This window comes from Galbibacter orientalis DSM 19592 (assembly GCF_000260115.1).
GTDB lineage: Bacteria > Bacteroidota > Bacteroidia > Flavobacteriales > Flavobacteriaceae > Galbibacter > Galbibacter orientalis.
Window position 1 is genome coordinate 1,593,877 of the sequence record NZ_JH651379.1, and the last position, 23,525, is coordinate 1,617,401.

At 32.6% G+C, this 23,525-nt stretch carries 21 protein-coding genes; 8 read left to right on the plus strand and 13 right to left on the minus strand.

All coding sequences use genetic code 11. The annotated features are described in order from the left end of the window. Positions 1 to 44: 44 nt before the first annotated feature. The 3 genes from JOOMADRAFT_RS07125 to rsfS all read right to left on the minus strand — a co-directional run bounded on the left by JOOMADRAFT_RS07125 (position 45) and on the right by rsfS (position 3,214). On the minus strand, positions 45 to 653 hold the full coding sequence (locus JOOMADRAFT_RS07125; protein ID WP_008612256.1) for an LUD domain-containing protein: 609 nt from the start codon (positions 651 to 653) through the stop codon (positions 45 to 47). A 120-nt stretch (positions 654 to 773) separates the two neighbouring features. Next, positions 774 to 2,738, minus strand: a complete 1,965-nt coding sequence (gene ftsH / locus JOOMADRAFT_RS07130; protein WP_008612257.1) for an ATP-dependent zinc metalloprotease FtsH — start codon at positions 2,736 to 2,738, stop codon at positions 774 to 776. Between the two features lie 110 nt (positions 2,739 to 2,848). Then, positions 2,849 to 3,214 (minus strand): ribosome silencing factor, encoded by a 366-nt coding sequence (rsfS, locus tag JOOMADRAFT_RS07135; RefSeq protein ID WP_008612258.1) that lies wholly within the window; start codon positions 3,212 to 3,214, stop codon positions 2,849 to 2,851. A 91-nt stretch (positions 3,215 to 3,305) separates the two neighbouring features. Here rsfS and JOOMADRAFT_RS07140 point away from each other — a divergent pair, with 91 nt between their 5' ends. Next, positions 3,306 to 4,037, plus strand: coding sequence for a biotin--[acetyl-CoA-carboxylase] ligase (locus tag JOOMADRAFT_RS07140; protein WP_008612259.1), 732 nt, complete (start codon positions 3,306 to 3,308; stop codon positions 4,035 to 4,037). 9 nt (positions 4,038 to 4,046) lie between these two features. On the opposite strand, the gene JOOMADRAFT_RS07145 is transcribed toward JOOMADRAFT_RS07140, so the two are convergent. Next, positions 4,047 to 4,811, minus strand: coding sequence for an ABC transporter ATP-binding protein (locus tag JOOMADRAFT_RS07145; RefSeq protein WP_008612260.1), 765 nt, complete (start codon positions 4,809 to 4,811; stop codon positions 4,047 to 4,049). Further along, positions 4,811 to 5,548 carry an MlaE family ABC transporter permease gene (locus JOOMADRAFT_RS07150; protein ID WP_008612261.1) on the minus strand — a complete coding sequence of 246 codons (738 nt, stop codon included), beginning with the start codon at positions 5,546 to 5,548 and terminating at the stop codon, positions 4,811 to 4,813. Before JOOMADRAFT_RS07150 ends, JOOMADRAFT_RS07145 begins: the two co-directional genes overlap by 1 nt. A gap of 181 nt (positions 5,549 to 5,729) precedes the next feature. Between JOOMADRAFT_RS07150 and pafA the strand changes: the two genes are divergently transcribed. Then, complete coding sequence (gene pafA / locus JOOMADRAFT_RS07155) at positions 5,730 to 7,376, plus strand: alkaline phosphatase PafA (protein ID WP_008612262.1); 1,647 nt, start codon at positions 5,730 to 5,732, stop codon at positions 7,374 to 7,376. A gap of 257 nt (positions 7,377 to 7,633) precedes the next feature. Here pafA and JOOMADRAFT_RS07160 read toward each other — a convergent pair whose 3' ends face one another. From JOOMADRAFT_RS07160 to gcvP, 4 genes are all read right to left on the minus strand, one after another. Beyond that, positions 7,634 to 8,485, minus strand: a complete 852-nt coding sequence (locus JOOMADRAFT_RS07160) for a glycosyltransferase family 2 protein (RefSeq protein ID WP_008612263.1) — start codon at positions 8,483 to 8,485, stop codon at positions 7,634 to 7,636. 13 nt (positions 8,486 to 8,498) lie between these two features. After that, positions 8,499 to 9,023 carry a class I SAM-dependent methyltransferase gene (locus tag JOOMADRAFT_RS07165; protein ID WP_008612264.1) on the minus strand — a complete coding sequence of 175 codons (525 nt, stop codon included), beginning with the start codon at positions 9,021 to 9,023 and terminating at the stop codon, positions 8,499 to 8,501. Between the two features lie 113 nt (positions 9,024 to 9,136). Then, entirely contained in the window at positions 9,137 to 10,192 is a 1,056-nt protein-coding gene (locus JOOMADRAFT_RS07170; RefSeq protein ID WP_008612265.1) for a 3-oxoacyl-ACP synthase III family protein, read from the minus strand. A 174-nt stretch (positions 10,193 to 10,366) separates the two neighbouring features. Next, the gene (gcvP, locus tag JOOMADRAFT_RS07175; RefSeq protein WP_008612266.1) at positions 10,367 to 13,216 is read right to left on the minus strand and encodes an aminomethyl-transferring glycine dehydrogenase; all 2,850 of its coding nucleotides are present in this window, start codon (positions 13,214 to 13,216) and stop codon (positions 10,367 to 10,369) included. Between the two features lie 138 nt (positions 13,217 to 13,354). Here gcvP and JOOMADRAFT_RS07180 point away from each other — a divergent pair, with 138 nt between their 5' ends. Next, the gene (locus tag JOOMADRAFT_RS07180; RefSeq protein WP_008612267.1) at positions 13,355 to 14,167 is read left to right on the plus strand and encodes a hypothetical protein; all 813 of its coding nucleotides are present in this window, start codon (positions 13,355 to 13,357) and stop codon (positions 14,165 to 14,167) included. On the opposite strand, the gene JOOMADRAFT_RS07185 is transcribed toward JOOMADRAFT_RS07180, so the two are convergent. Then, on the minus strand, positions 14,158 to 14,418 hold the full coding sequence (locus tag JOOMADRAFT_RS07185) for a hypothetical protein (RefSeq protein ID WP_008612268.1): 261 nt from the start codon (positions 14,416 to 14,418) through the stop codon (positions 14,158 to 14,160). The genes JOOMADRAFT_RS07180 and JOOMADRAFT_RS07185 overlap by 10 nt on opposite strands. Next, positions 14,415 to 14,975 carry a sigma-70 family RNA polymerase sigma factor gene (locus tag JOOMADRAFT_RS07190; protein ID WP_008612269.1) on the minus strand — a complete coding sequence of 187 codons (561 nt, stop codon included), beginning with the start codon at positions 14,973 to 14,975 and terminating at the stop codon, positions 14,415 to 14,417. Before JOOMADRAFT_RS07190 ends, JOOMADRAFT_RS07185 begins: the two co-directional genes overlap by 4 nt. 347 nt (positions 14,976 to 15,322) lie before the next feature. Between JOOMADRAFT_RS07190 and JOOMADRAFT_RS07195 the strand changes: the two genes are divergently transcribed. Further along, positions 15,323 to 15,697, plus strand: a complete 375-nt coding sequence (locus tag JOOMADRAFT_RS07195; protein ID WP_008612271.1) for a rhodanese-like domain-containing protein — start codon at positions 15,323 to 15,325, stop codon at positions 15,695 to 15,697. Between the two features lie 175 nt (positions 15,698 to 15,872). On the opposite strand, the gene lysS is transcribed toward JOOMADRAFT_RS07195, so the two are convergent. Continuing rightward, positions 15,873 to 17,564, minus strand: a complete 1,692-nt coding sequence (gene lysS, locus JOOMADRAFT_RS07200) for a lysine--tRNA ligase (protein ID WP_008612272.1) — start codon at positions 17,562 to 17,564, stop codon at positions 15,873 to 15,875. A 331-nt stretch (positions 17,565 to 17,895) separates the two neighbouring features. Here lysS and JOOMADRAFT_RS19845 point away from each other — a divergent pair, with 331 nt between their 5' ends. The 4 genes from JOOMADRAFT_RS19845 (at position 17,896) to lipB (ending at position 20,107) form a co-directional block, all read left to right on the plus strand. Next, positions 17,896 to 18,054, plus strand: coding sequence for a YqaE/Pmp3 family membrane protein (locus JOOMADRAFT_RS19845; RefSeq protein WP_083833452.1), 159 nt, complete (start codon positions 17,896 to 17,898; stop codon positions 18,052 to 18,054). Positions 18,055 to 18,329: 275 nt separating this feature from the next. Beyond that, the gene (locus tag JOOMADRAFT_RS07210; protein WP_008612274.1) at positions 18,330 to 18,713 is read left to right on the plus strand and encodes a hypothetical protein; all 384 of its coding nucleotides are present in this window, start codon (positions 18,330 to 18,332) and stop codon (positions 18,711 to 18,713) included. 18 nt (positions 18,714 to 18,731) lie between these two features. Beyond that, positions 18,732 to 19,205 (plus strand): HAD domain-containing protein, encoded by a 474-nt coding sequence (locus tag JOOMADRAFT_RS07215; RefSeq protein ID WP_008612275.1) that lies wholly within the window; start codon positions 18,732 to 18,734, stop codon positions 19,203 to 19,205. Positions 19,206 to 19,402: 197 nt separating this feature from the next. Next, positions 19,403 to 20,107, plus strand: coding sequence for a lipoyl(octanoyl) transferase LipB (gene lipB / locus JOOMADRAFT_RS07220; RefSeq protein ID WP_008612276.1), 705 nt, complete (start codon positions 19,403 to 19,405; stop codon positions 20,105 to 20,107). A gap of 816 nt (positions 20,108 to 20,923) precedes the next feature. On the opposite strand, the gene JOOMADRAFT_RS07225 is transcribed toward lipB, so the two are convergent. Further along, positions 20,924 to 23,371, minus strand: coding sequence for a hypothetical protein (locus JOOMADRAFT_RS07225; RefSeq protein WP_008612277.1), 2,448 nt, complete (start codon positions 23,369 to 23,371; stop codon positions 20,924 to 20,926). Positions 23,372 to 23,525: the final 154 nt, after the last annotated feature.

Consider the following 23,525-nt stretch of genomic DNA (forward strand, 5'->3'; position numbering starts at 1 on the left):
CAGTTAGGTTTAAGTTGTTTATATTGTTGCTCTTTTAATAAGGATTATAAATCCTCAAGAAGCAGCAAATATAAGTTTTTTGAACTACTTCCGTAAGTAAGAAAATCATTTTCTTCTTTTATGCTAAAGTGCTTAATAGTAGTTATGTTTGTGGGAATCTGATTTTTATTTTTATTCTTAATACCTCTTAATCCTTCTCCAATTGTGTCTACAAGCTGACTTGTAGTGGCGAAGATTATAAAATTATCAGGTAAATCGTTTAATTTACTTTCTTTTATTTGATTAGAAGAGATAAGAATTGCACCGTTGTCTGCGACTAAATTCTCACAAGGAGATAATAGTAGTGTTGCATTCTGACACGTATTGCTTTTGCTGAAATTATATTTTTGAAATGTAGTGCTTAATTTAGAATCAATGCAACAAACTTGTTCTTGTGTCCAATTATTTTCAGAAAGGATGCTATTAAAACAATCGTAAATTTCTTCAATAGAGTCACAATACAAGAATTTACCACCATTTTTTTTGAAATTGATTGTAAATTTTTCGTCTGTTGGAAGCTTTATTTCTGGCATAAACTTTCCTCTTTGATCAGTTCCTGTACCAGAAGCTTCCTGTTTTTGTTTTGATCCGAAAAGTTTTTTAAATAAGCTCATTCTTAATTTAATGGGGGAGTTATTTTATTGTTTATGCTATTAATATATAAAAGTATGAAATTATTAACTATAACGTAGAAAACGGGGGTAAATTTTATAAACTACCCCCGTTTGTATAAATTAATTTTCTAGTAACTTTTTTTCTGGACCTTCTTCAAGGTCTCTTCCAAAAGGTCTTTTTCCGAAAATTCGTTCTAAATCGTCTTTAAAAATCACTTCTTTCTCAAGCAAATGTTCTGCAAGCTCTGTTAATTTATCTTTATTTTCTTCTAAAAGTTTTACAGCTCTTACGTATTGAGCTTCAATAATTTTAGAGATTTCTTTGTCGATAAGTTGAGCAGTTTCCTCACTATAAGGTTTTGAGAAATTATAGTCTGTTTGTCCGCTTGAATCATAATAAGTTAAATTTCCTATTTTTTCATTCAATCCGTAAATAGTAACCATAGCTCTAGCTTGCTTAGTTACCTTCTCAAGGTCGCTAAGAGCGCCTGTAGAAATTCTGTCGAACATTACTTTTTCTGCAGCTCTTCCTCCTAAAGCGGCACACATTTCGTCTGCCATTTGTTCAGGATGAACAATTAAGCGCTCTTCTGGTAAATACCATGCGGCACCTAAGCTTTGTCCTCTAGGAACAATAGTAACTTTTACAAGGGGAGCGGCGTGTTCTAACATCCAACTAACTGTTGCGTGTCCAGCTTCGTGGAATGCAATAGTTTTTTTCTCGGTTGGAGTAATAATTTTATTTTTCTTTTCTAAACCTCCTACAATTCTATCTACTGCATCTAAGAAAGATTGTTTGTCTACTGCTTTTTTACCATTTCTAGCAGCAATTAGAGCAGCTTCATTACAAACATTTGCAATATCAGCTCCTGAGAAGCCAGGAGTTTGTTTAGCTAAAAACTCTGGATCTAAAGCTTCAGAAGTTTTAATAGGTCGTAAATGAACTTCAAAAATCTCTTTACGCTCACGTACGTCTGGTAGGTCTACATATATTTGGCGGTCAAAACGACCAGCTCTCATTAATGCTTTATCTAAAATATCTGCACGGTTGGTAGCGGCCAAAACAATTACATTAGTATTGGTTCCAAAACCATCCATTTCGGTTAGCAATTGATTTAGAGTGTTTTCACGCTCATCATTACTACCAGTCATATTATTTTTTCCTCTAGCTCTTCCGATTGCATCAATCTCATCAATAAAGATAATTGCCGGAGATTTATCTTTAGCTTGTTTAAATAAATCACGAACTCTAGAAGCCCCAACTCCTACAAACATTTCCACAAAATCCGAACCAGATAAAGAGAAAAAAGGAACCTTTGCTTCTCCAGCTACTGCTTTTGCTAATAAGGTTTTACCTGTACCAGGAGAACCTACTAATAAAGCACCTTTTGGGATTTTACCCCCTAGCGAAGTATATTTTTCAGGGTTTTTAAGGAAATCTACAATTTCTTGCACTTCCTCTTTTGCACCTTCCAATCCAGCTACGTCTTTAAACGTTACTTTCATATCTGTTTTTTCGTCAAACAAGCGTGCTTTAGATTTTCCAATATTAAATATTTGTCCGCCAGCACCACCTGCGCCTCCACCAGACATTCTTCTCATAAGGAATAACCAGATACCAATTATTAGTACAAATGGCAATAACGAAAGTAGTAAATCGCCAAAAGCGTTAGATTCTGTATCATATCCTACGGATGTTGATAAATTATCTTCGGTGATGGTTTTTTTAATATCATTTTCAAAATTCTGAAGATCTCCATAGTTTAATATGTATTGAGGAACTTGAGAAGTAGAGGGGATGATAGATTTATCCGCTGTTTTTTTATGAATCTCTTTATCTTGAGCTTCTTTTGTTAGATAGACTCTTGCCTGTCTAATGTTTGTAATAATTTCAACTTTACTAACATCTCCATCTTTAAGGAATTCTTGCAATTTTGCAGGAGTAATATCTGGGGGTGTTTGCCAGCTACTACCTCCAGAGAAAAACTGTAGACCGATGATGAAAACTAAAATAGCTCCGTAAATCCAGTACGAACTGAATTTAGGTTTTTTAGGGCTTGAATTGTTGTTATTTTCTTTTGCCATTAATTTTTTCTTATTCAACCCAAATATGGGTATTATATTTCGTTAATAACGAAAAATGTTTACTTTTAATTCACCTTAATAATTGTGAAAACTCTAGAAAGCTAAATTGCTTAGTTTGAGATTGCGGTTACTTTTGCGTCTCCCCATAATCCTTCGATATCGTAATATTCTCTTACATGTTTTTGGAAAACATGCACCACTACATTTACATAGTCCATAAGCACCCATTCGGCATTGTCTGTACCTTCTATGTGCCAAGGCTTGTCTTTAATTTCGCGACTAACAATTTTTTGTATGGAATTTACGATGGCATTTACTTGAGTGTTCGAAGTACCATTACAGATTATAAAGTAATCACAAACCGTATTCTCAATATCTCTTAGGTCTAAAATATTTACGTCATTACCCTTAACCTCTTCAATTCCTTTTAAGATAAATGTTATTAATTGATCTGTGCTACTATTCGTTTTTGCCATTAAAAATTTTTATTTTCACAAAGTTATTATTTTTTTAGTTTTTGAACTATTCAAATTAACATAACATTACATATTTAATGTAGTTATTTCTATGAATTTAATCAAACTTGATGCCATCGATTCTACAAATTCTTTTTTAAGACGCTTAGCAGCGCATAAAGAATTGGAAGATTACACTATTGTTACTACCGAAAAACAAAATGAAGGAAGGGGTCAAATGGGGACGCAATGGGTGTCCGAACCGGGGAAAAACCTTACTTTTAGTGTATATAAGAAAATTAATTGCTTGCAAAAAGAGGAGCAATTTTACCTGAGTATGGCTATCTCTTTAGCTATTTATGATGCATTAACTTATTTTGGAATTCCACATTTAAAAATAAAATGGCCTAACGACATTTTGTCAGCAAATAGTAAAATATGCGGTATTTTAATTGAAAGTATCATTAAAAAGGGAGAAATGAGTGCTTCCATTATTGGTATTGGTCTTAATTTGAATCAAACAAACTTTGATGGGGTAACCAATGCTTCTTCTTTAAAATGCTTAACTGGGGTGTTTTATAATAAGGAAGAGGTATTGTTAAAAATAATAGAGCATATTAAAAAATATGAAGAGTGGGTTATTAACCGACAGTTATTTAAAATAAAAGAAACCTTTGAGAGTCAGCTTTTTCGTAAAGATAAACCTTCTACGTTTAAACTTAAAAATGGAGATTTAATAATGGGGTTTATAAAAGGAGTAGCCAATAATGGTTGTTTAATAGTATTATTGGAAGATGAAGTTTTAAAAGAATTTGATTTAAAAGAGTTGAAGTTGCTTTATTAAAAGAAGTTTTTAGTTGTCTTTGATGTAAATTTCTCTCACTTTTTTAAATAAATCAGAGGAATATACAAAACTAGTAACCGCTTCATTATCGGTTCTAAATATTTCTTTATTGGTTCCTTCCCATTCTTTTAACCCATCTTTTAGGAATACAATTTTTTCGCCAATTTCCATAACAGAATTCATATCATGCGTATTAATTACTGTTGTGATATCAAATTCTTGAGTAATTTCTTGAATTAATTGGTCAATAATAATAGCTGTTTTCGGATCTAAACCAGAATTGGGTTCATCACAAAAAAGATATTTCGGGCGATTTACAATTGCGCGAGCAATAGCAACACGTTTCTGCATTCCACCAGAGATTTCAGAAGGTAATTTTTTGTGTGCATCTATTAATCGTACTCTTTCTAAGACTTCGTCAACACGATCTTTCATTTCATTTCTTGGAAACTTTGAAAACATTCTAAGTGGAAACATTACATTTTCTTCCACCGTCATCGAATCAAAAAGTGCACTTCCTTGAAATACCATGCCCATTTCTTGTCTAAGATCTGTTTTTTGGTCGTCGTCCAATTCAGAATAAATACGGTCATTATAAATAATATTACCTTGATTTGGTTGATGAAGCCCTAATAAACATTTCAAAAAAACAGTTTTTCCAGATCCACTTTGCCCGATAATAAGATTTGTTTTTCCCTTATCAAAGCATGTGGAAATCCCTTTTAATACTTCAGTGTCCCCAAAAGATTTATGTACATTCTCTACTTTTATCATTATCCAAGCAACATTTGAGTTAATAAATAATTCGCAATAATAATGGCTACACTGGTCCACACAAAAGAGGAGGTACTCGCTTTCCCTACTTCTAAAGCTCCTCCTTTCATGTAATAACCATAAAACGAAGGGATTGTAGCGAGGATAAAGGCAAAAACAATAGTTTTAATAAAAGCATAAACTACATGGAAAGTATCAAAATCTACTTGTAGACCTCTTATAAATTCGGCACTCGTACTATATCCTCCAAAAACTACGGCCATCCAACCTCCTAAAATTCCCATATACATTGCAATTGCAATTACAAATGGATAGAGTAGCAGTGCTATAATTTTAGGAAACACCAAATAGTTTAAAGAGTTTACCCCCATAACTTCTAGGGCATCAATTTGTTCTGTAACACGCATAGTTCCAATACTGGAAGTAATATAAGAACCTACTTTTCCTGCCATAATTATAGAGGTAAAGGTAGGTGCAAACTCTAGAATAACCGATTGCCGAGTTGTAAAACCAATAAGATATTTCGGAATTAAAGGGTTGTCTATATTTAAAGCTGTTTGTATTGCAACAACACCTCCAATGAAGAACGAAATAAAAATTATAATACCTAAAGACCCGTAAATTAAATCGTCAATCTCTTTATAAATAAGTCTTTTAAGGATGTTCCACTTTGTAGGTCTGCTAAAAACTTCTTTTAGCATTATAAAATACCGACCAATATTTTCAAGGTATATCATGTATCAATTATCGAACAGCTAAAGTAAAAAAATAAAATCACATCTCTTTTAACCTACATTTAAAGTTCTAAAAAAATTAAATGAGTAATTTTGGCAAAATAGATATTTTATGCAAAGTTGCAAAACTTTAAAAAGGCAATAAAATATGCTATTAAATTAAAGATATAATTTATATAGACACATGAAAAACACCTATTTATTCGGGTTACTATTTTTTAGTTTCGTTACGTTACAAGCACAAAAAAAATCAGAAGATCAACCTTTTACAAAGCCAAAAGTGGTTGTAGGAATTGTTGTTGATCAAATGCGTTATGATTATTTAAATCGTTTTTGGGATAAATATCAGGATGGCGGTTTTAAAAGAATGATAAATGAAGGATTTAATTGTAAGAATAATCATTTTAATTACATTCCTACTAAAACTGCGGCAGGACATGCCTCTGTTTATACAGGGTCAACACCAAAAACACATGGAATTATAGGGAACGATTGGTATGATAAAAACGAAGACAGGTCGGTTTACTGTACGGAAGATGCTACCGTAAATTCTTTAGGAACAGTTACCGATGCTGGTAAAATGTCTCCGCGTAGAATGTTGTCTAGCACCATGACAGACCAATTGAAGTTAGCAACTGCTTCTAAAGGAAAAGTTATAGGAGTTTCTTTAAAAGATAGAGGTTCTATACTACCTGCTGGTCATGCTGCGGATGCTGCTTATTGGTTTCAAGGAAAAGAGGAAGGACATTGGGTAACTAGTACTTATTATATGGAGGAGCTCCCAAAATGGGTTGAGAAATTTAATAAGTCTAAGGCTGCCGAGAACTATAAAAAAGCTTGGAAGCCACTTTACGATATAGATACTTATACCGAAAGCATTGAGGACAACAATATATATGAAGGTGCTTTTTCAGGAGAAAAAACGCCCACTTTTCCACATGATTTACCAAAGATTTGGAATGAAAATGGAAAATTTGACTTGTTAAAAGGTGTTCCTTTCGGGAATTCTTTAACAGTAGATTTTGCAGAAGCAGCAATTGAAGGGGAAGATATAGGGAAAGATAATATTACAGATTTTATTGCAATAAGTTTCTCTGCTACCGATTATGTAGGGCACCGTTTTGGGGTAAGCGCTAAAGAAACTGAAGATACATATTTGAGATTGGATCAAGATTTAGCACGTCTTTTTACTTATTTGGATAAAGAAGTAGGGAAAGGCGAGTATACCGTATTTCTAACAGCAGATCATGCGGCTGTAGAAGTACCAAGTTATTTGGAAAGTATGGAAATTCCAGGAGGGTATTTTAGTAAAAAGGAGTTTTTCGATCCGCTTAACGCTTTTCTAAAAGCAAAATTTGGAAGTGATGAATTGATAAAGAATTTCTCTAATGAACAGTTGTTTTTAGATCAAGATGTTGTTAAAGCACTAGGTGTTAGCGCTACAGAAATTGAAGAAGCAATTGTTAACGAGGTTAAGAATTACGAGAATGTAGCAGAAGCATATACAGGGACTGCCATGAGAAATCAAGAATTTACCAAAGGTTTGGCAAGTAATTTACAAATGGGTTACAATTTTAATAGATCTGGAGATGTATTACTTGTTTTAAGTCCGGGGTATATTCCTTCGTCTTCCCGTACAGGAACTACACACGGGTCGGGTTATGCCTACGATACGCACACTCCATTGTTGTTTTTTGGTAAAGGAATTAACCATGGTGAAACAGTAAAACGCACTGAAATTCCAGATATAGCAAATACTATTTGTTCGTTATTGGGAATTGCATTTCCAAGTGGAAAAAGTGGAGAACCAATTCAAGAAGTTATAAAATAGTTTTTAGGAGCTATTTCCCGCTTTTTGCTATATCTTTTTTATGAAAAATAAAAAAGGATGTCGCTTCAATCGGGGCTAAAGTATAGAAACTCCAAGGGTTTAAAATGCCTTTGGAGTTTTTTTAATCCTTTATAAAGAGGCTGATTTCCTAAAGCCTGTTCTGAGTTTATCAAAGGGCTCTGTGTCGAAATGAATTAAAATTGTTTCTTTTGAATATTTCGAGGTTTACTCCGAGGTAGTTATTTCTTAATGAGAATTTAAAAAAGTTTTTTCTTAATGTTTTTTATGCGGTAATCTCTTATAAAAGCACCTTCTTTTTCAGAAACAATAAAAGGAGTTTTGTTCTTTTTCGCATCAAAAAAGCCCTTCATATTGTCAATAAAAGTTTGTGACTTTTTTTGCTTGAGAGCCATTTTTAAGGAAGCTATTGCGGTAATAAAAAAACCATAGCGCATGGTATACATGGCTTTTCCTTGTAGCAATTTTGCTTTTTTATTGTAAGATTTCCCTGTAGGACGTAGGTGTTTTACTTTTAAATTACTATCTGTAAAAATAGCAAACCCATGGTGTTTTGCTAGCAATTCATCTACAGTATCCCAGCCCATTGCGCATTTTAAATATCCTATAGCATTAAAACAAGAGTTTGTATACGCTTTAAAAGCTCCCCGAACATGATTTTTATCCATAGGGTGGTTTAATTTCCATGCTCCATTATCATCCTTTTCATACACAAATCCTCCAGCAATTCCTATGTTTTCTTGTTCTCTGAATATGGTAGCTATTCTTTCAAAATAATTCTCTGGTAGAATAAGGTCGGCGTCCAATTTTACTATAAAATCATAAGATTCATCCAATAACAAAAAACCTTTATTAAAAGCATTAATAACTTTGCTTCCAGGCATGTGTTCGGAAGTAGAGGTGGTGTTTAATTTTTCAATAAAAGGATATTCCGTAGCAAAAGAATTGATAATAGCTTCGGTGTTATCTGTAGAATTATCATTCACTACAATAACTTTTTTAGGAAGTAGGGTTTGTGTTACCAAACTATTTAAAGTGAGCTTTATAAACGCTTCTTCATTGTGCGCAGGGATAACAACGTAATAATCCATAGAAAGATTTTAGTTATTTTTTTCTTTCAGCATATACAATATAATACCTATTTGTAAAGTAGCGTAGTAAGGGTCTAAACCCTATTTTTTTTACGGGATTAGTCCATTTATCTCGTTTTTTAATCTCCCACCCTGCTTTTTCTAAAAGCCAATCAAACTGCCAGTCTTCAAATTCATGGTAATGTCTATCCCACATATCGGTTTTACTGCGGTAAGCAGGAGAAAACCATAAACGTAAGGGAACGGATGCTACTAATTTAGCTGCTTTTATATTCTTTAAAACATTGTATGGAGCAATTAAATGCTCAAAAATTTCGAAGGCAGTTACCACTTCTGCATCGCTATTTATTACATTAGTAAAATCTGTATCTAAATCCTCTCCCTTTGTGTTTTTTATAACGTAACCCCGTTGTTGCATTAAATCGCTAAACGGATTAGCAACCCCTAAGTCGAGAATACTAGCAGGTTTAGGAACGGAGGATTCTAAAAATTCTATAGTTTTTTTATAGCGTTTATTCGGGAAATTATTTTCGTACATTCTATTGCTTTGCTTTAGGTTTTTAGACATAATCACCTATACTCCTGCAAATATAGTAATCCGTTTTAATACATCTATTGTTTGGTAATTTATAACTAAAGGCGATTAGTTACTTAAATTTTATAGGTAATGGCATTGATATTCATTCCTGCTCCAACACTGGCAAACATTACAATATCCCCAGTATTAACTTCTTGATTTTCTATCATTCCCTTTTTTACAGAATCGAATAAGGTAGGAATTGTAGCTACAGAACTATTTCCTAGTTCATGGATATTCATGGGCATTATGCCTTCAGGAATCGATTTGTTATAGAGTCTGTAAAAACGTTTTAAGATAGCTTCATCCATTTTTTCATTTGCCTGATGAATAAATATTTTCTTAACGTCTTCAATAGCTGTGTTGCTTTGGTCTAAACAATCTTTCATTGCTTGAGGAACGTGAGTTACGGCAAATTCATAAATTTTTCTACCATACATTTTTATATATTTTGTACTATCGGCAGTTTGATTGTATGATTTTCCGAAGAATAAATAATCAGCTTCATTATAGGCATAGGTGGCAGAAAGGTGGGAGAGAATTCCGGTGTTATTAGGAGTGGCTTCTAGAATGGTAGCTCCAGCACCATCAGAATAAATCATAGAATCCCGGTCGTGTATATCAATTACTCTAGAGAGTGTTTCTGCTCCAATAACCAGACATTTTTTTGCCATTCCTGCTTTTATAAATGCTTGCGCTTGTACTACGCCTTCAATCCAGCCAGGGCAACCAAAAAGTACATCATAGGCTACGCATCTAGGGTTTTTTATCTTTAGGGATTGCTTTACTCGAGATGCAATACTTGGTACAGCATCGCTTTGTGTAGTGCCATGCTTTATATCTCCAAAATTATGAGCTACAATAATATAATCAATCGTTTCTTTATCGGTTTTAGCATCTTCGATAGCCTTTTCAGCAGCAAAAAATGCAATATCGGAGGTTGTATAATTGTCTTTTACATACCTTCTATTCTCAATACCTGTAATGGCTTTGAATTTTTCAATAATCACTTCATTTGAATAATTAATAGGACTTCCATCGGTATTTAAAAATTCAAATTTTGAAAACGAGCTATTTGTCGTCACTTGGGTAGGAATATAACATCCAGTTCCAGTAATCTTTACATTCATTGAGAATCAGTTTTATCAAATATACAATGTATTAACATAAGATACTATGCATGCATAATTTATTTTACGATGTTCATTAGACTTAAAGGTATTGAAATATTGTTTTTTATAACAAAAAAAAGCCTTTCAAATAAATGAAAGGCCTTCTGAATGTATAATGTTTATGGGCTTTTTCTATGCCTCAATATAATCTTCAATAGGAGCACATGTACACATTAAATTACGATCTCCATAGGCTTCATCAACACGTCTAACGGTTGGCCAGAATTTATTATCGGTAATATAATCTATTGGAAATGCTGCTTCTTCTCTTGAATAAGGGAAATCCCATTCTGAGGCAGTTAGCATTTTTAATGTGTGCGGTGCATTTTTTAAAACGTTATTTGTTTCTCCTTCTTCTAGTGCTTCAATTTCTTTTGTAATAGAAATTAAGGCGTCACAAAAACGATCTAATTCTGCTAGGTTCTCACTTTCTGTAGGCTCAATCATCATTGTTCCTGCTACAGGGAATGATACTGTAGGTGCGTGGAAGCCATAATCAATAAGTCTCTTTGCAATATCAGTTACTTCTACTCCTTTTGCTTTAAAAGGGCGACAATCGATAATCATTTCGTGTGCTGCTCTCCCTTTTTCTCCCGTATAAAGTACATCAAAAGAACCGCTTAATCGATTCTTAATATAGTTTGCATTTAAAATTGCCATACTAGTAGCTTGTTTTAAACCTTTAGCTCCTAACATTTTTATATATCCGTAGGAAATTAAACAAACTAATGAGCTTCCCCATGGGGCTGCTGAAATTGCATCAATAGCATTTTCTCCGCCAGTTTTGATTACTGGATTTGAAGGTAAAAACTGAACTAAATGTTCTGCAACACAAATAGGACCAACTCCAGGACCACCACCACCGTGAGGAATGGCAAATGTTTTATGAAGATTTAAGTGGCATACATCTGCACCAATTGTTGCAGGGTTTGTTAAACCTACTTGTGCATTCATGTTGGCACCATCCATATATACTTGTCCGCCGTTATCGTGGATAAGTTGTGTTATTTCTTTAATAGAGGATTCAAAAACTCCGTGCGTAGAAGGGTATGTTACCATTAAAGCAGCAAGCTCTTCTTTATGCTTTTCAGCTTTTTCACGTAAATCTTCAATATCAATATTTCCTTTTTCATCTGTTTTAGTTACTACTACTTTCATTCCTGCTAAAACTGCAGATGCCGGATTAGTACCGTGTGCAGATGCTGGAATTAAACAGATGTTTCTATGCTCTTGGTTACGCGATTTATGATAAGCCCGAATTACTAAAAGTCCGGCATATTCCCCTTGAGCTCCAGAATTAGGTTGTAGTGAAGTTCCTGCAAAACCTGTTATTACATTTAATTGCTCTTCTAGAGTTTTTAAAACTTCTTGATAACCTTGCGCTTGCTCTATAGGTACAAAAGGATGGATATTTCCCCACTCATCCCAACTTATAGGAAGCATTTCTGAAGCAGCATTTAGCTTCATGGTACAAGAACCTAAGGAAATCATAGAGTGATTTAAAGCTAAATCTTTACGCTCTAATTTTTTAATGTAACGCATCAAAGCAGTTTCTGAATGATACGAGTTAAATACTTCATTCTCTAAAAACGGAGAAACACGAGTACTTCCGTTAAGAATGCTAGAGTTTTCAACTAAATTATCAATCTTAACAGTATTTTTTCCTGCTGCATCAGCAAAAATTTGAACTATTCTATTTAAATCGTTAAGCGTAGTAGCTTCGTTTAATGAAATAGCAACTTTATCGCCATCAACATATAAAAAGTTTACGTTTTCTAATTCAGCAATTGGTTTTACATGATGCCCATCTGCTTTTATTAAAATAGTATCAAAGTACGATTCGTTTAATTGCTCATATCCTAAACTTGATAAAGCGTTAGAGAGTGTAATAGTTGAATTATGGACTTTATCTGCAATATATTTTAATCCTTTTGGTCCGTGGTAAACAGCATACATTCCAGCCATAACAGCTAGTAAAACTTGTGCTGTACAAATGTTGGATGTTGCTTTGTCTCTTTTAATATGTTGCTCTCTAGTTTGGAGCGCCATACGTAAAGCACGGTTTCCATCGGTATCTTTAGTAACTCCAATAATTCTACCTGGAATGTTACGTTTGTATGCTTCTTTTGTTGCAAAAAAAGCAGCGTGTGGACCACCATAGCCTAACGGAATACCAAAACGTTGCGTTGTTCCAACAACAACTTCTGCTCCTAATTCTCCTGGAGGGGTTAAGTTTACCAAACTTAAAATATCTGCTGCAAAGGCTACTTTTATGTTATTGTTATTTGCTTTTGAAACAAATTCGGAATAATTAAAAACAGCTCCATGTTTTCCTGGGTATTGTAAAAAAGCTCCAAAAAATTCTTCTGAAAAATCAAAAGAAGTATGGTTGCCAACAACTAATTCTATTTCTAATGGCGTGGCATGAGATTTTAAAACAGAAAGCGTTTGAGGTAAAATTTCATCAGAAACAAAGAACTTATTTATTTCCTTTTTTTTCTGATCTCTACTTCTCGCACCAAATAACATCGACATGGCTTCTGCTGCAGCCGTTCCTTCATCTAATAAAGAAGCATTTGCTAATTCCATTCCAGTAAGATCGCATATCATAGTTTGGAAGTTTAATAAGGCTTCCAATCTACCTTGAGCAATTTCTGCTTGGTAAGGTGTGTATGCAGTATACCAGCCTGGATTTTCAAGAATATTTCTCTTGATAACAGATGGCGTAATTGACTCATGGTAACCAAGACCAATGTATGTTTTAAATACTTTATTTTTAGTTGCCAGTTGTTTTAGATGCGCTAAATACTCATACTCTGTCATTGCTTCCGGAAGGTTTAAGTCCGACTTTAATCGGATACCATCTGGAAATGTCTCATACAGGAGCTCATCCATATTTTTAACACCAACTGTTTTGAACATAGTGTTTAAATCATCTTCTTGGGGGCCAATATGGCGGGTAACAAAAGAATCTGTTTTCATTATAACCGTCTAAAAATGTTTTAATTTGCGCAAAAGTACATATTATATTGGTTTAAAAAAGTACTTTTAAAACGGCTTTAACGAAAGTTTATAAACAGACTGTTAACTAAACCCTTTTTATATAGTTATTTTGTTGATATGAAACTACTTAAACAGGTTTTTGATTTTTATTTGGACTCAAGTATTCATGTGGCTTTGGCGGTTTATGCATTAGCTAGAATAACAATGTATAATTTTAATATACCTTATGACGAGGTTATAGCTTTAGCACTTTTTTTTGGTACCATTGTAGAGTATAGTTTTATAAAGTATAGTCCGCTTGCAAAACATTATGTTTTTGTGGCCGAAAAATACATTAGAACTATTCAAATATTTAGTGGTGTTTGTTTTTTAGTAGCAATGTATTATGTTTTTCAGTTGAATTATAAAACACTCATTGCTGCTTCTGTGTTGGTGATTTTAGCTTTTTTATATGTGGTTCCAGCAATTTCAAGGGAAAGAAATTTTAGAAGTTTAAAAGGGGCGAAAATTTATATTGTAGGGATTACATGGTCTGTATCTACAGTTGTTTTACCTCTTTTAAATAATGAAGTAGCTATTTCTACGGATGCGTATTTAGAGTTGCTTCAGCGTTTTGTATTTATTATAGTGCTAATGATTCCTTTTGAGATTAGAGATTTAAAAACCGATGAAGATTGGTTGAGAACCCTCCCTCAGGTATTGGGCGTTAAGGGGGTTAAAATTTTAGGAATAATTTTAATAGTTGCTTTTTGTGGACTTAGCTATTTAATGAAGGATATGTCTAGCAAAAGTCATTTAATAGAAATTATAATAAGCTTTTTACTACTTTTTGCAGTGTTATTTTCAAAAAAAGAACAGGCATCTTACTATTCTAGTTTTTTTGTGGAAAGTATTTCAATTGTATGGTGGTCACTCCTTATTTATGCTTGAGATTGAGAAGTATTTATTTTTTCCTTCATCTCATTTTTTTTCTGTGTATCCAAAGTTTTAATTTCAGCTTCCTGGCAAAGTTTAGTTAAGTTAACATTACGTTTGCTGTAGGACTTTGTAGCCTTACACCATAAAATGCGTAAATTTAATTTTAACTTCTCTAAAAATGTAGCCTCACCATATTGCATTTTATCGCAAATGTGTTTTGCTTCTTCACAAGATATAAGAAGATTATTTTTTTTAGTACTCATTTTTTAAACCAATTATTTTCTAAACAGTCCATTAAATTTGTTCTTGCTCGATGAACTATTACCCATAAATTAGACGCAGAGATATTTAATTCTTTACAAATATCTTCTGTATCCATGCCTTGAATTGTTTTTTTTATAAAAACATCTGCCTGTTTTTTAGGGAGTTTCATTAAGCATTCTTGTATTGCCATTCCTAACTCCTTATTTTGTAAAGCGTCTTCAGCATTAATATCAAAAGGGTCTGCAACAGTGTCCTCAAGCCAATCGCCTTCTTGATCTTCACGATTGGAATAGCCCATTTTAACTTCAGCTTTTCCTTTAGTAGAATTTATTTTTCGGTAATGATCAATAATTTTTCTTTTAAGAATAGAAATGAGCCAAGTACGCTCGGCGGCCTCACCTTTGAAGTTTTTAGCAGATTTTAATCCTGCCAAAAAGGTTTCTTGTACCAAATCTTCAGCAACAATAGTGTCGTTCACTCGTGTTATGGTGTAATTATAAAGATAGTCGGCATATTCGTCTACCCACTTCGAAGGATCTAGTTTGTTTTTAGGCACGCTAAATTTAATTTACTTCAAAAATAGGATAAAAACTTTAATAAACACTTTTGTGGATTTACATTTTAAATTTTAACCACAATACACGGATGTATCATTCTTTACCGATTAAAGAAACAAGACTGCTTCGATATAAGCGAAAAGACTAAATTTTAACTTTTATAAAATAAGTAGTTTAATAAATTTCTATTTACTTTTATCGGGGAACAATCCAAAAAACATTTGTGAATTTGTGGCAAACAGAATTTCAGGATGTATACAAACTATGTACTTTTAAATTTAGTTGCTCAGTGGAGGGATTATTTTGATGTTTCATATAGTCATTAAAAACAATTTAAAATAAGCACATGAAAAAAGAATTTTTATTTTTTTTATTGATGATACTCGTTCAGGTTACTTACGGACAGGTAAAGAACAAAAGTATTATTGAGTTTAAAGAGGTTGCTTCTGAAGGTTTTGTATTAATAGACGTAAGAACGCCAGAAGAGTACGCACAAGGATTTATAGGTGGAGCAATAAATATGGATATGAAAAATGAAAGTTTTGTTTCTAATATTCAGCAAATAGATAAAAATAAAAAAGTATATCTCTATTGTAAAGCAGGAGGAAGAAGTGCCAAAGCTTCTAAAGTTTTGGATTCTTTAGGCTATAAAAATATTATTAATCTTGAGGGTGGATTTGATGCTTGGAAAGAGGCAGGAAATGTATTTGTAGTACAGTAAAGGGTATTTTATAAAAAAAATAAAGAGGGTGTGTATAAAGTATTGTGCTATTGTTTTGTCAGGAGCTTGTCGAAGACATTTTGCGCCTAGAAACATATAAACTTTGACAAGCTCAGTTTGACAACTTCAAAATACTTTATACACACCCTCTTTTAGTGTTTTGTTAAGAGTTTATTTATAAAACTTCACAAAACAAGTTGTCATCGGTTTTAGAAACCTTAACTACTTTGTGTTTTGTAAGTCCTTTTATGGTTTTGTCCCATTTTTTATTACTCAATCCAGATTGCTCTTTTAGATCGTTAAGAGGCATTTTAGTTTCTTTTTTCAGTAAATCAAAAACTAATTTTTCATCTTCACTCAAAGCTACTTCTGCTTTTTTCTCTGGACGCATTTGTGGGAAGAAAAGCACTTCTTGGATAGAAGAGTTGTTGGTTAAAAGCATAACCAAACGGTCTATTCCAATCCCAATTCCAGATGTTGGAGGCATTCCGTATTCCAATGCACGTAAAAAATCTTGATCTATAAACATTGCCTCGTCATCTCCTTTTTCAGAAAGTTTTAATTGTTCTTCAAAACGCTCTCTTTGATCTATTGGATCGTTTAACTCTGAATATGCATTAGCTAATTCTTTCCCGTTTACCATTAATTCAAAACGTTCTGTTAAAGCAGGATTGCTTCGGTGTTCTTTGGTAAGCGGACTCATCTCTTTTGGGTAGTCGGTAATAAATGTTGGCTGGATGTAATTGTGTTCGCATTTTTCGCCAAAAATTTCATCTATCAATTTCCCAATTCCCATAGTCTCATCCACAGGAATATCAAGTTTTGTACATACCTCTCGGAGCTCTTCTTCATTCATTCCAGCTACATCAAAACCAGTATGGTCTTTAATAGCTTGTAAAATTGGAACACGAGGGTAGGGTGCTTTAAAATTAATTTCGTTAGCGCCTACTTTGGCAACAGCAGTTCCATTGGCATCGGTAGCAACTTTTTCAAGTAACTCTTCTGTCATGTTCATCATCCAGTTGTAGTCTTTGTAAGAAACATATAATTCCATTACAGTAAACTCTGGGTTGTGAGTTTTATCCATCCCTTCGTTACGGAAATCTTTTGCAAACTCATAAACCCCATCAAAGCCACCAACAATAAGTCTTTTTAAATACAGCTCATTGGCAACACGTAAATAAAGAGGAATGTTTAAAGCGTTGTGGTGTGTAACAAAAGGTCTAGCGGTAGCCCCTCCAGGAATTGATTGTAAGATTGGAGTTTCCACTTCTATATAATCTCGCGAATTAAAAAACTCACGCATACTTGTTGTAATTTTTGTGCGCTTTAAAAAAGTTTCTTTTACATGCGGATTTACAATTAAATCTACATAACGTTGACGGTAGCGAAGCTCTGGGTCATTAAATTCATCAAATACTTTTCCTTCACTATCAACTTTAGGTAAAGGTAATGGGCGTAACGATTTATTTAAAACCGTAAAGTTTTTAACCATAACGGTCATTTCTCCTACTTGCGTTTTAAATAGTGTCCCTTCAATACCAATAATATCACCAATGTCGAGTAATTTTTTGTAAACATCGTTGTACAATGTTTTGTCTTCTCCTTGGCAAATTTCATCTCTATTAAAGTACAATTGAATACGACCTTCAGAGTCTTGTAATTCGGCAAAAGAAGCTTTTCCTTGAATACGTCTACTCATTAAACGCCCCGCAAGTACCACCTTTTTATCTTCTTCAAAATTCTGTTTGACCTTTTTAGAAGTGTGGTCTACCGGATATAAATCGGCAGGATATGGGTTAATGCCTAATTCTCGTAGCTTTCCAAGCTTTTCTCTTCGAATAATTTCCTGTTCTGAAAGTTGCATAATTTATGTTGTCATTTTAAGCCTGCAAAGATAGGGAGTATTTAACAATCTATCAATCAATTTATACTATTTGGGCGGGTTGCTTATCGCAACCGCACTTTCCGCAGTACATGGTACTTTGCTTCAATTGCTCCCGCAAGGCTTTAGTTATTTTCAAATTTATATTTCTTTAGAACGGATGTAACAAAATCAATAGTTGTGCGTCGTATAAGTAAGAAGAATATAATTATCATCTTATATTTGCCCTGCTTTTGGGATTAATCAACCTAAAAGTTAGAATTAAAATAGCGCTCCTAGAGCGTAATTTCATCAATCAAAAAAAATATAAAAAATGAGTATTTGGAGAGTCTTACTTTCAATTTTTTTTCCACCCTTAGCAGTCCTAGATAAAGGTTGTGGTTCTATAGTTATTGTTTTTTTATTAACCCTTTGCGGTTGGATTCCTGGTGTTATTGCAGCATTGGTAATTCTAAATAATCCTAATAGATAGTATTTTAGTTCATAATAAATAGCGCAGCTACTAAATTGTAAGCAGTACCTTTTCATACTAGGTTTTTATAAAGCTTATAAATGTTTAAGTAGCTATGTTTTGTTGTACTTTTAAGAGCTTTTTTGTTGTCCAGTTGTGTTTTACTGAAAAATTTATTTCAAAGAAAACGGACAAGGAGATGTCAATTTAGAATGCAACGGAAAAAAATCATATAATAGCTCTAGAAGTCAGTCAGTATTATAAGGATATTGTTGTGTATACTTTAAAAAATACAAATGGAGACCATAGATAGAGAGGTGATTTTAAAAGCGATTAAAGAATCGGATTTTATTTTAATGGCAACTCATAAGAAGCTTTGCCTTCCAATTATTAATAGAATTTATAAAAAAATGATAAATGGAATAAAATTTGACGATATTAAAGTACATGACACATTAATTATTAATGGACACCATAGATATATAAGCTCTTTATTAGCAAATATTAAGCTTGATGAAGCTAAATCATCTAAGACAAGCGCAACAAATGAATATGATTGGAAAGATGTTGATTTTGTTAAAGAAGAATGGGATACAGAAGATAAAATTAGACGTTTGAACCAATTAGACGCTGAATTCAATAATATCACGTTAGATAAAATAATTGAAATAACAAAATAATTAATATACATTTGTATTATGCTGTTATACTTAGACATAGACGGAGTAATGGTTCCAGCTAACTCATGGAGAAGACCTGAAATATTAGAAGACGGTTTTCCTGAATTTAGCCCAAACGCAGTTAGGTCGCTTGATAGAATTATTTCTAATTTAAGTGCAGATATTGTATTGACTACTTCTCATAAACATAAGTATACTTTAAAAGAATGGTATAATATTTTTAAGCGAAGAAATATTAATGTTAATAAAATAACCAGACTTCCTAGGAATATAAATCATTTAAATAGAAAGGATGAGCTAATCAATTGGTTTAATGGTAAGCACTTAAAAGATAAATTTATAATTATTGATGATGATAAGTCCTTAAATGCGTTACCAAAATTTTTAAAGGATAGATTAATACAAACTAGTGGTTCTGTTGGCTTGACAGATTATTTGGCTGATGAAGCTATAGATAAGCTTGAAAAAGCTAATTATAAATTAGCTACTTAAAAAAGTATTACATATATAAAAAAATAAAAACGGCTTTGGAATTAAACTAAAGCCGTTTTTTTGTTCTAAAACCTGTATCATTTTACAACTCCAGATATAGTGAAGATATAAAAACTGTTACAATTGTTGTAGATTTGTATAATTATGCAACGGATTCATATCTGTTCAATTTAGAAATTATTTTAGAAAGATAAGCTTTGAATAAAAAGGTATTAATACAAGATTTAGGATTAAAGGATTATAAAGAAACTTGGGATTATCAAGAGTCGATTTTTAAAGATATTTTAGATATAAAAATTAAAAACCGACGAGAAAACACCGAATTGCCTACTCCTAATTATTTCCTATTTGTAGAGCATCCACATGTTTTTACACTTGGAAAAAGTGGCGATATGACTAATTTGCTTTTAAATGAAACACAATTAAAAGAAAAAGGAGCTTCTTTTTATAAAATAAATAGAGGAGGAGATATTACATATCACGGTCCAGGTCAAATTGTAGGCTATCCAATTTTAGATTTAGATAATTTTTTTACTGATATTCATAAATACCTTCGTTTTTTAGAAGAAGTAATTATTCTTACGTTAGACGAATATGGTATTGTTGCTACCCGAAGCGATGGAGAAACAGGGGTTTGGATAGATGCTGGAACTCCTTTTGCTAGAAAAATTTGTGCTATGGGAGTTCGTGCTTCTCGATGGGTTACTATGCATGGATTTGCATTAAATGTAAATGCCAATTTGGGATATTTTGATAATATTATCCCTTGTGGGATTAGAGGGAAAGGAGTTACTTCTCTCAATGTGGAACTAGGAAAAGCTACCGTTAATGAAACCGAAGTAAAACAAAAAATACAGAAACACTTTCAAGATCTATTTGAAGCTACTTTTGTGGAGAAATAAGAAAGAAGTCGGGAGGTTAAATAATTTAAAGATTGAAGGATTGAAAGATTGAAAAGTCGGGAGTTGGAAGACAGAATGCAGTGTTCAATGTTCAGTAGGCGTACATTTTCAATCAAGAGACAAGAAAAAATGCAAAAAAATGACAAGAATAAAGAGAAGGGAATATAGATTTTGTATTCTTATTCTTTTGAGAATCTTTAGTTTACCAGAAACAATAAAGAATTCGACAATTTACACAATCACAACTTTGTCACTTTGAGTTAAAAGTTATTTTGTTATGAAGTTACGATGTTACGTAAAAAGAATAGGGGAGAAGTCCGAAGTCGGGAGTCGGGAGTCCGAAGCTAATAAGAATAAAGAGGAGAAAAAATAGATTTTGTGTTCTTATTCTTTTGAGAATCTTTAGTTTACCAGAAACAATAAAGAATTCGACAATTTACACAATCACAACTTTGTTGCTTTGAGTTAAAAGTTATGTTGTTATGAAGTTACGATGTTACGTAAAAAGAATAGGGGAGAAGACCGAAGTCGGGAGTCCGAAGCTAATAAGAATAAAGAGAAGGGAATATAGATTTTGTATTCTTATTCTTTTGAGAATCTTTAGTTAACTAGAAACAATAAAGAATTCGACAATTTACACAATCACAACTTTGTTGCTTTGAGTTAAAAGTTACAAGGAAAAAACTGGCTAAAGCTACATTTTACTGAACACTCCCGACTTCGGACTTCGGACTTCCGACTTTTTATTTCCACATTTTCAAATCATCATATTGACACATTTACAAATTTGAACCTTTGCCTCTACAACCAACGGAACTAATTAATCTTATAACAGATTATCGAGTTTTTATCGCCTACGGTAACCATTTCTAACTTTTTATCATTGTCTATATCTGCTAAATCGATGGCAGAATCTCCATAGACAGGGAAGTTTTCCACTTGTTTTGCATTACTGTCAAATAAATAAACCTTATGTGTTTGTTTGTCGGTTACGGTAACATAAATTTTATCGTTTATATAAAAGATTTCCGGTTTAGTATAGATTCCAAAATCTAGCGTAGCTTTATTGTTTTTAATGGTTAAAATATTTTCAGAAATAGTAGCTAACGTATTAGCAGTTGCATCAATTAAATGGTTTTCTTTTAGTCCTAATTCAATTTTATTTAATCCACCTTTTTGGTCTACCTGAATTAAATCTCCAGAAGAATTGGTAGTTGTAAACTTCTTATCATATAAATAAACTTCATTTCCAGAAAAATCTATGGATCCTCTAACACGAATCCTCAAATCTCCTGTGCGGTGAAGAATATCTAATTTTCCATCATTTTCTTGGAGGATAATGTAATCTTTATTTCCAATACGAATATGTTTCGGACTATTAATAATAGTGTTTTCGGTTTCATCTAAAATAAAACCAGTAACCACTTTTCCGTAGCGGTCGTACATTTCTATTTTTTTACCCATTACCACCACAAAACGATAATCCTTATTATTACTATAGTCAAAAACAGCTAGCGGTTGTGTAATGGTGTTTTTAAAATCTATAGGAAATGGAGAAACCTCATTCCCATTTCTATCTAGAATCATCATTTTATCGGTTGTATTAAAGGCAAGTTGTAAGCGTCCATTTCTGTATAAATCAACCTGAGATATTTCGCCAATAATTTTACCGCTCAATTCTTTTTTCCATAAAACTTTTCCGTCTGTGCCAATTAAATAAAGGTTGTTTTTTACATCTTGCACAACAATTTCTTTCTTTTTGGTATGATGATTTATTACAAACTGCGGATTCGTAGCAATATCTGCATCTAAAGTAGTACTATATAATTGTGTAATAATATTAGAACCAACGGTAGAGGTGTTTGCTTTTTTTAATAACGCATGGAAGTGTGCAAAATCTCCTTCAGCAATATATTGAAAGGCAATAAATTTATAATCTTTAAAAGATTTTTTAGCTACCGATGCTTTAAAGTCCTCACTTAAAATAGCGCTGTCATTTTTTAGTTTTTCAAGATTCCCAATAATTAAAACAGAAGATTCATCTGCCAATTCGCTACGTAAATTTTTATAAGATGGAAGTTGAGAAAGCGTAGCACTATTTTGATAATTTGAAATAATATCTTCTAATAGGTTTATCGACTCAGCAAAAACATAAAAGTCGTCCACTTTGGCAACATAATTTGTACTAACCCCTTTTGTAATTTTCGAAAAGTGAGTCTTAATTAAGTCTGTTTTATTTATTTCCCAAATATTATAATCTCTGTATGAAGTTTCTTCTTTTACAAATTTCTGAAGACGGTCTTCAAAATCAATATTATCTGAAGTTGTAAAAGCAAATATTTTTGTTTGCTGAAACCCAATTTCTATCATTTCTGTAGCCTTATGAAAAAGAGAATCGCTCATTTGCTTCATTTCAGACTCATTTCCATTAATTGCAGGATATGCTATAAAATAGGTAGCATTTATAGGAACAATTTCTGAAGCAAAGCTAGTAGAGGGAGTTGTATGTTTAAAAGCATTTAAAGTGTTGTTGAGGGAGTCATTCGCTACAGCAATTCCGTTTAACTTGATATAATCTTGAGCAATGCTGGTATCAAAAGAAGTCCAATCGTTAAATTCCGTGAGATTGTTAGCTAGGCTTTTGGAAAGCACTCTTTTAAAAAAGCTAGCTCCTTTTTTATGATTAATAAAAATATTAGCAGGAACATTGTTTTGAGCTACTTGATATAATTTAGAAAGCTTTGGATTAGCTTTTAGGTGGTCTGAGTTTCTAATGATGTTTTCAATAATTAGACGAGAAGAAGAACCTATAAAGTGATTCCCAACATTGGTACTAAATAATTTCTTTCCTCCAATACTCAGTATTTTGATGGAAGCCCCTTCATAAGTAATGGTTTCTATTTTACGATTAACTGTAGAATCAATACTGAATAAGTTATTATGATTTTTACTTATAAAGGTGTAGTTAAACTCTTCTTTTCCAATTTCATTAAAAGCAAGAATAGAAGTGCCTTTAGGATTGATATATTTTAAGGTAGTTACTAAGGAGGCAGAATTCTTATAAGAAGTACTTTCTTGAAGCAACTTGAGAAAGTCGTTATTAATTATTTCACTTTTAAAAGCTTGATAGTCGTTTATTTTAATAACAGCGGTAGCATGTCTTGGAGTATATGAAACTAAATCTTCCGTTTGAACGGTTTCTTTTTTTGCACAAGAAAGGGTTATAAGTAGCGATAAAAATAGAATCTTAACAACAAACTTCATGGATACTTTAATTTTTTAGCAAAAATAGAGTTTAACGATAAAAAAAGTACAAAAATATGTTAAGACTTGATTTTTTGGATTTATAAAAAAAACTTTTTCTGACTAATTTTTTTGATAATCAGACACTATTGTAAGTTTTTTCTCTTAATAATGA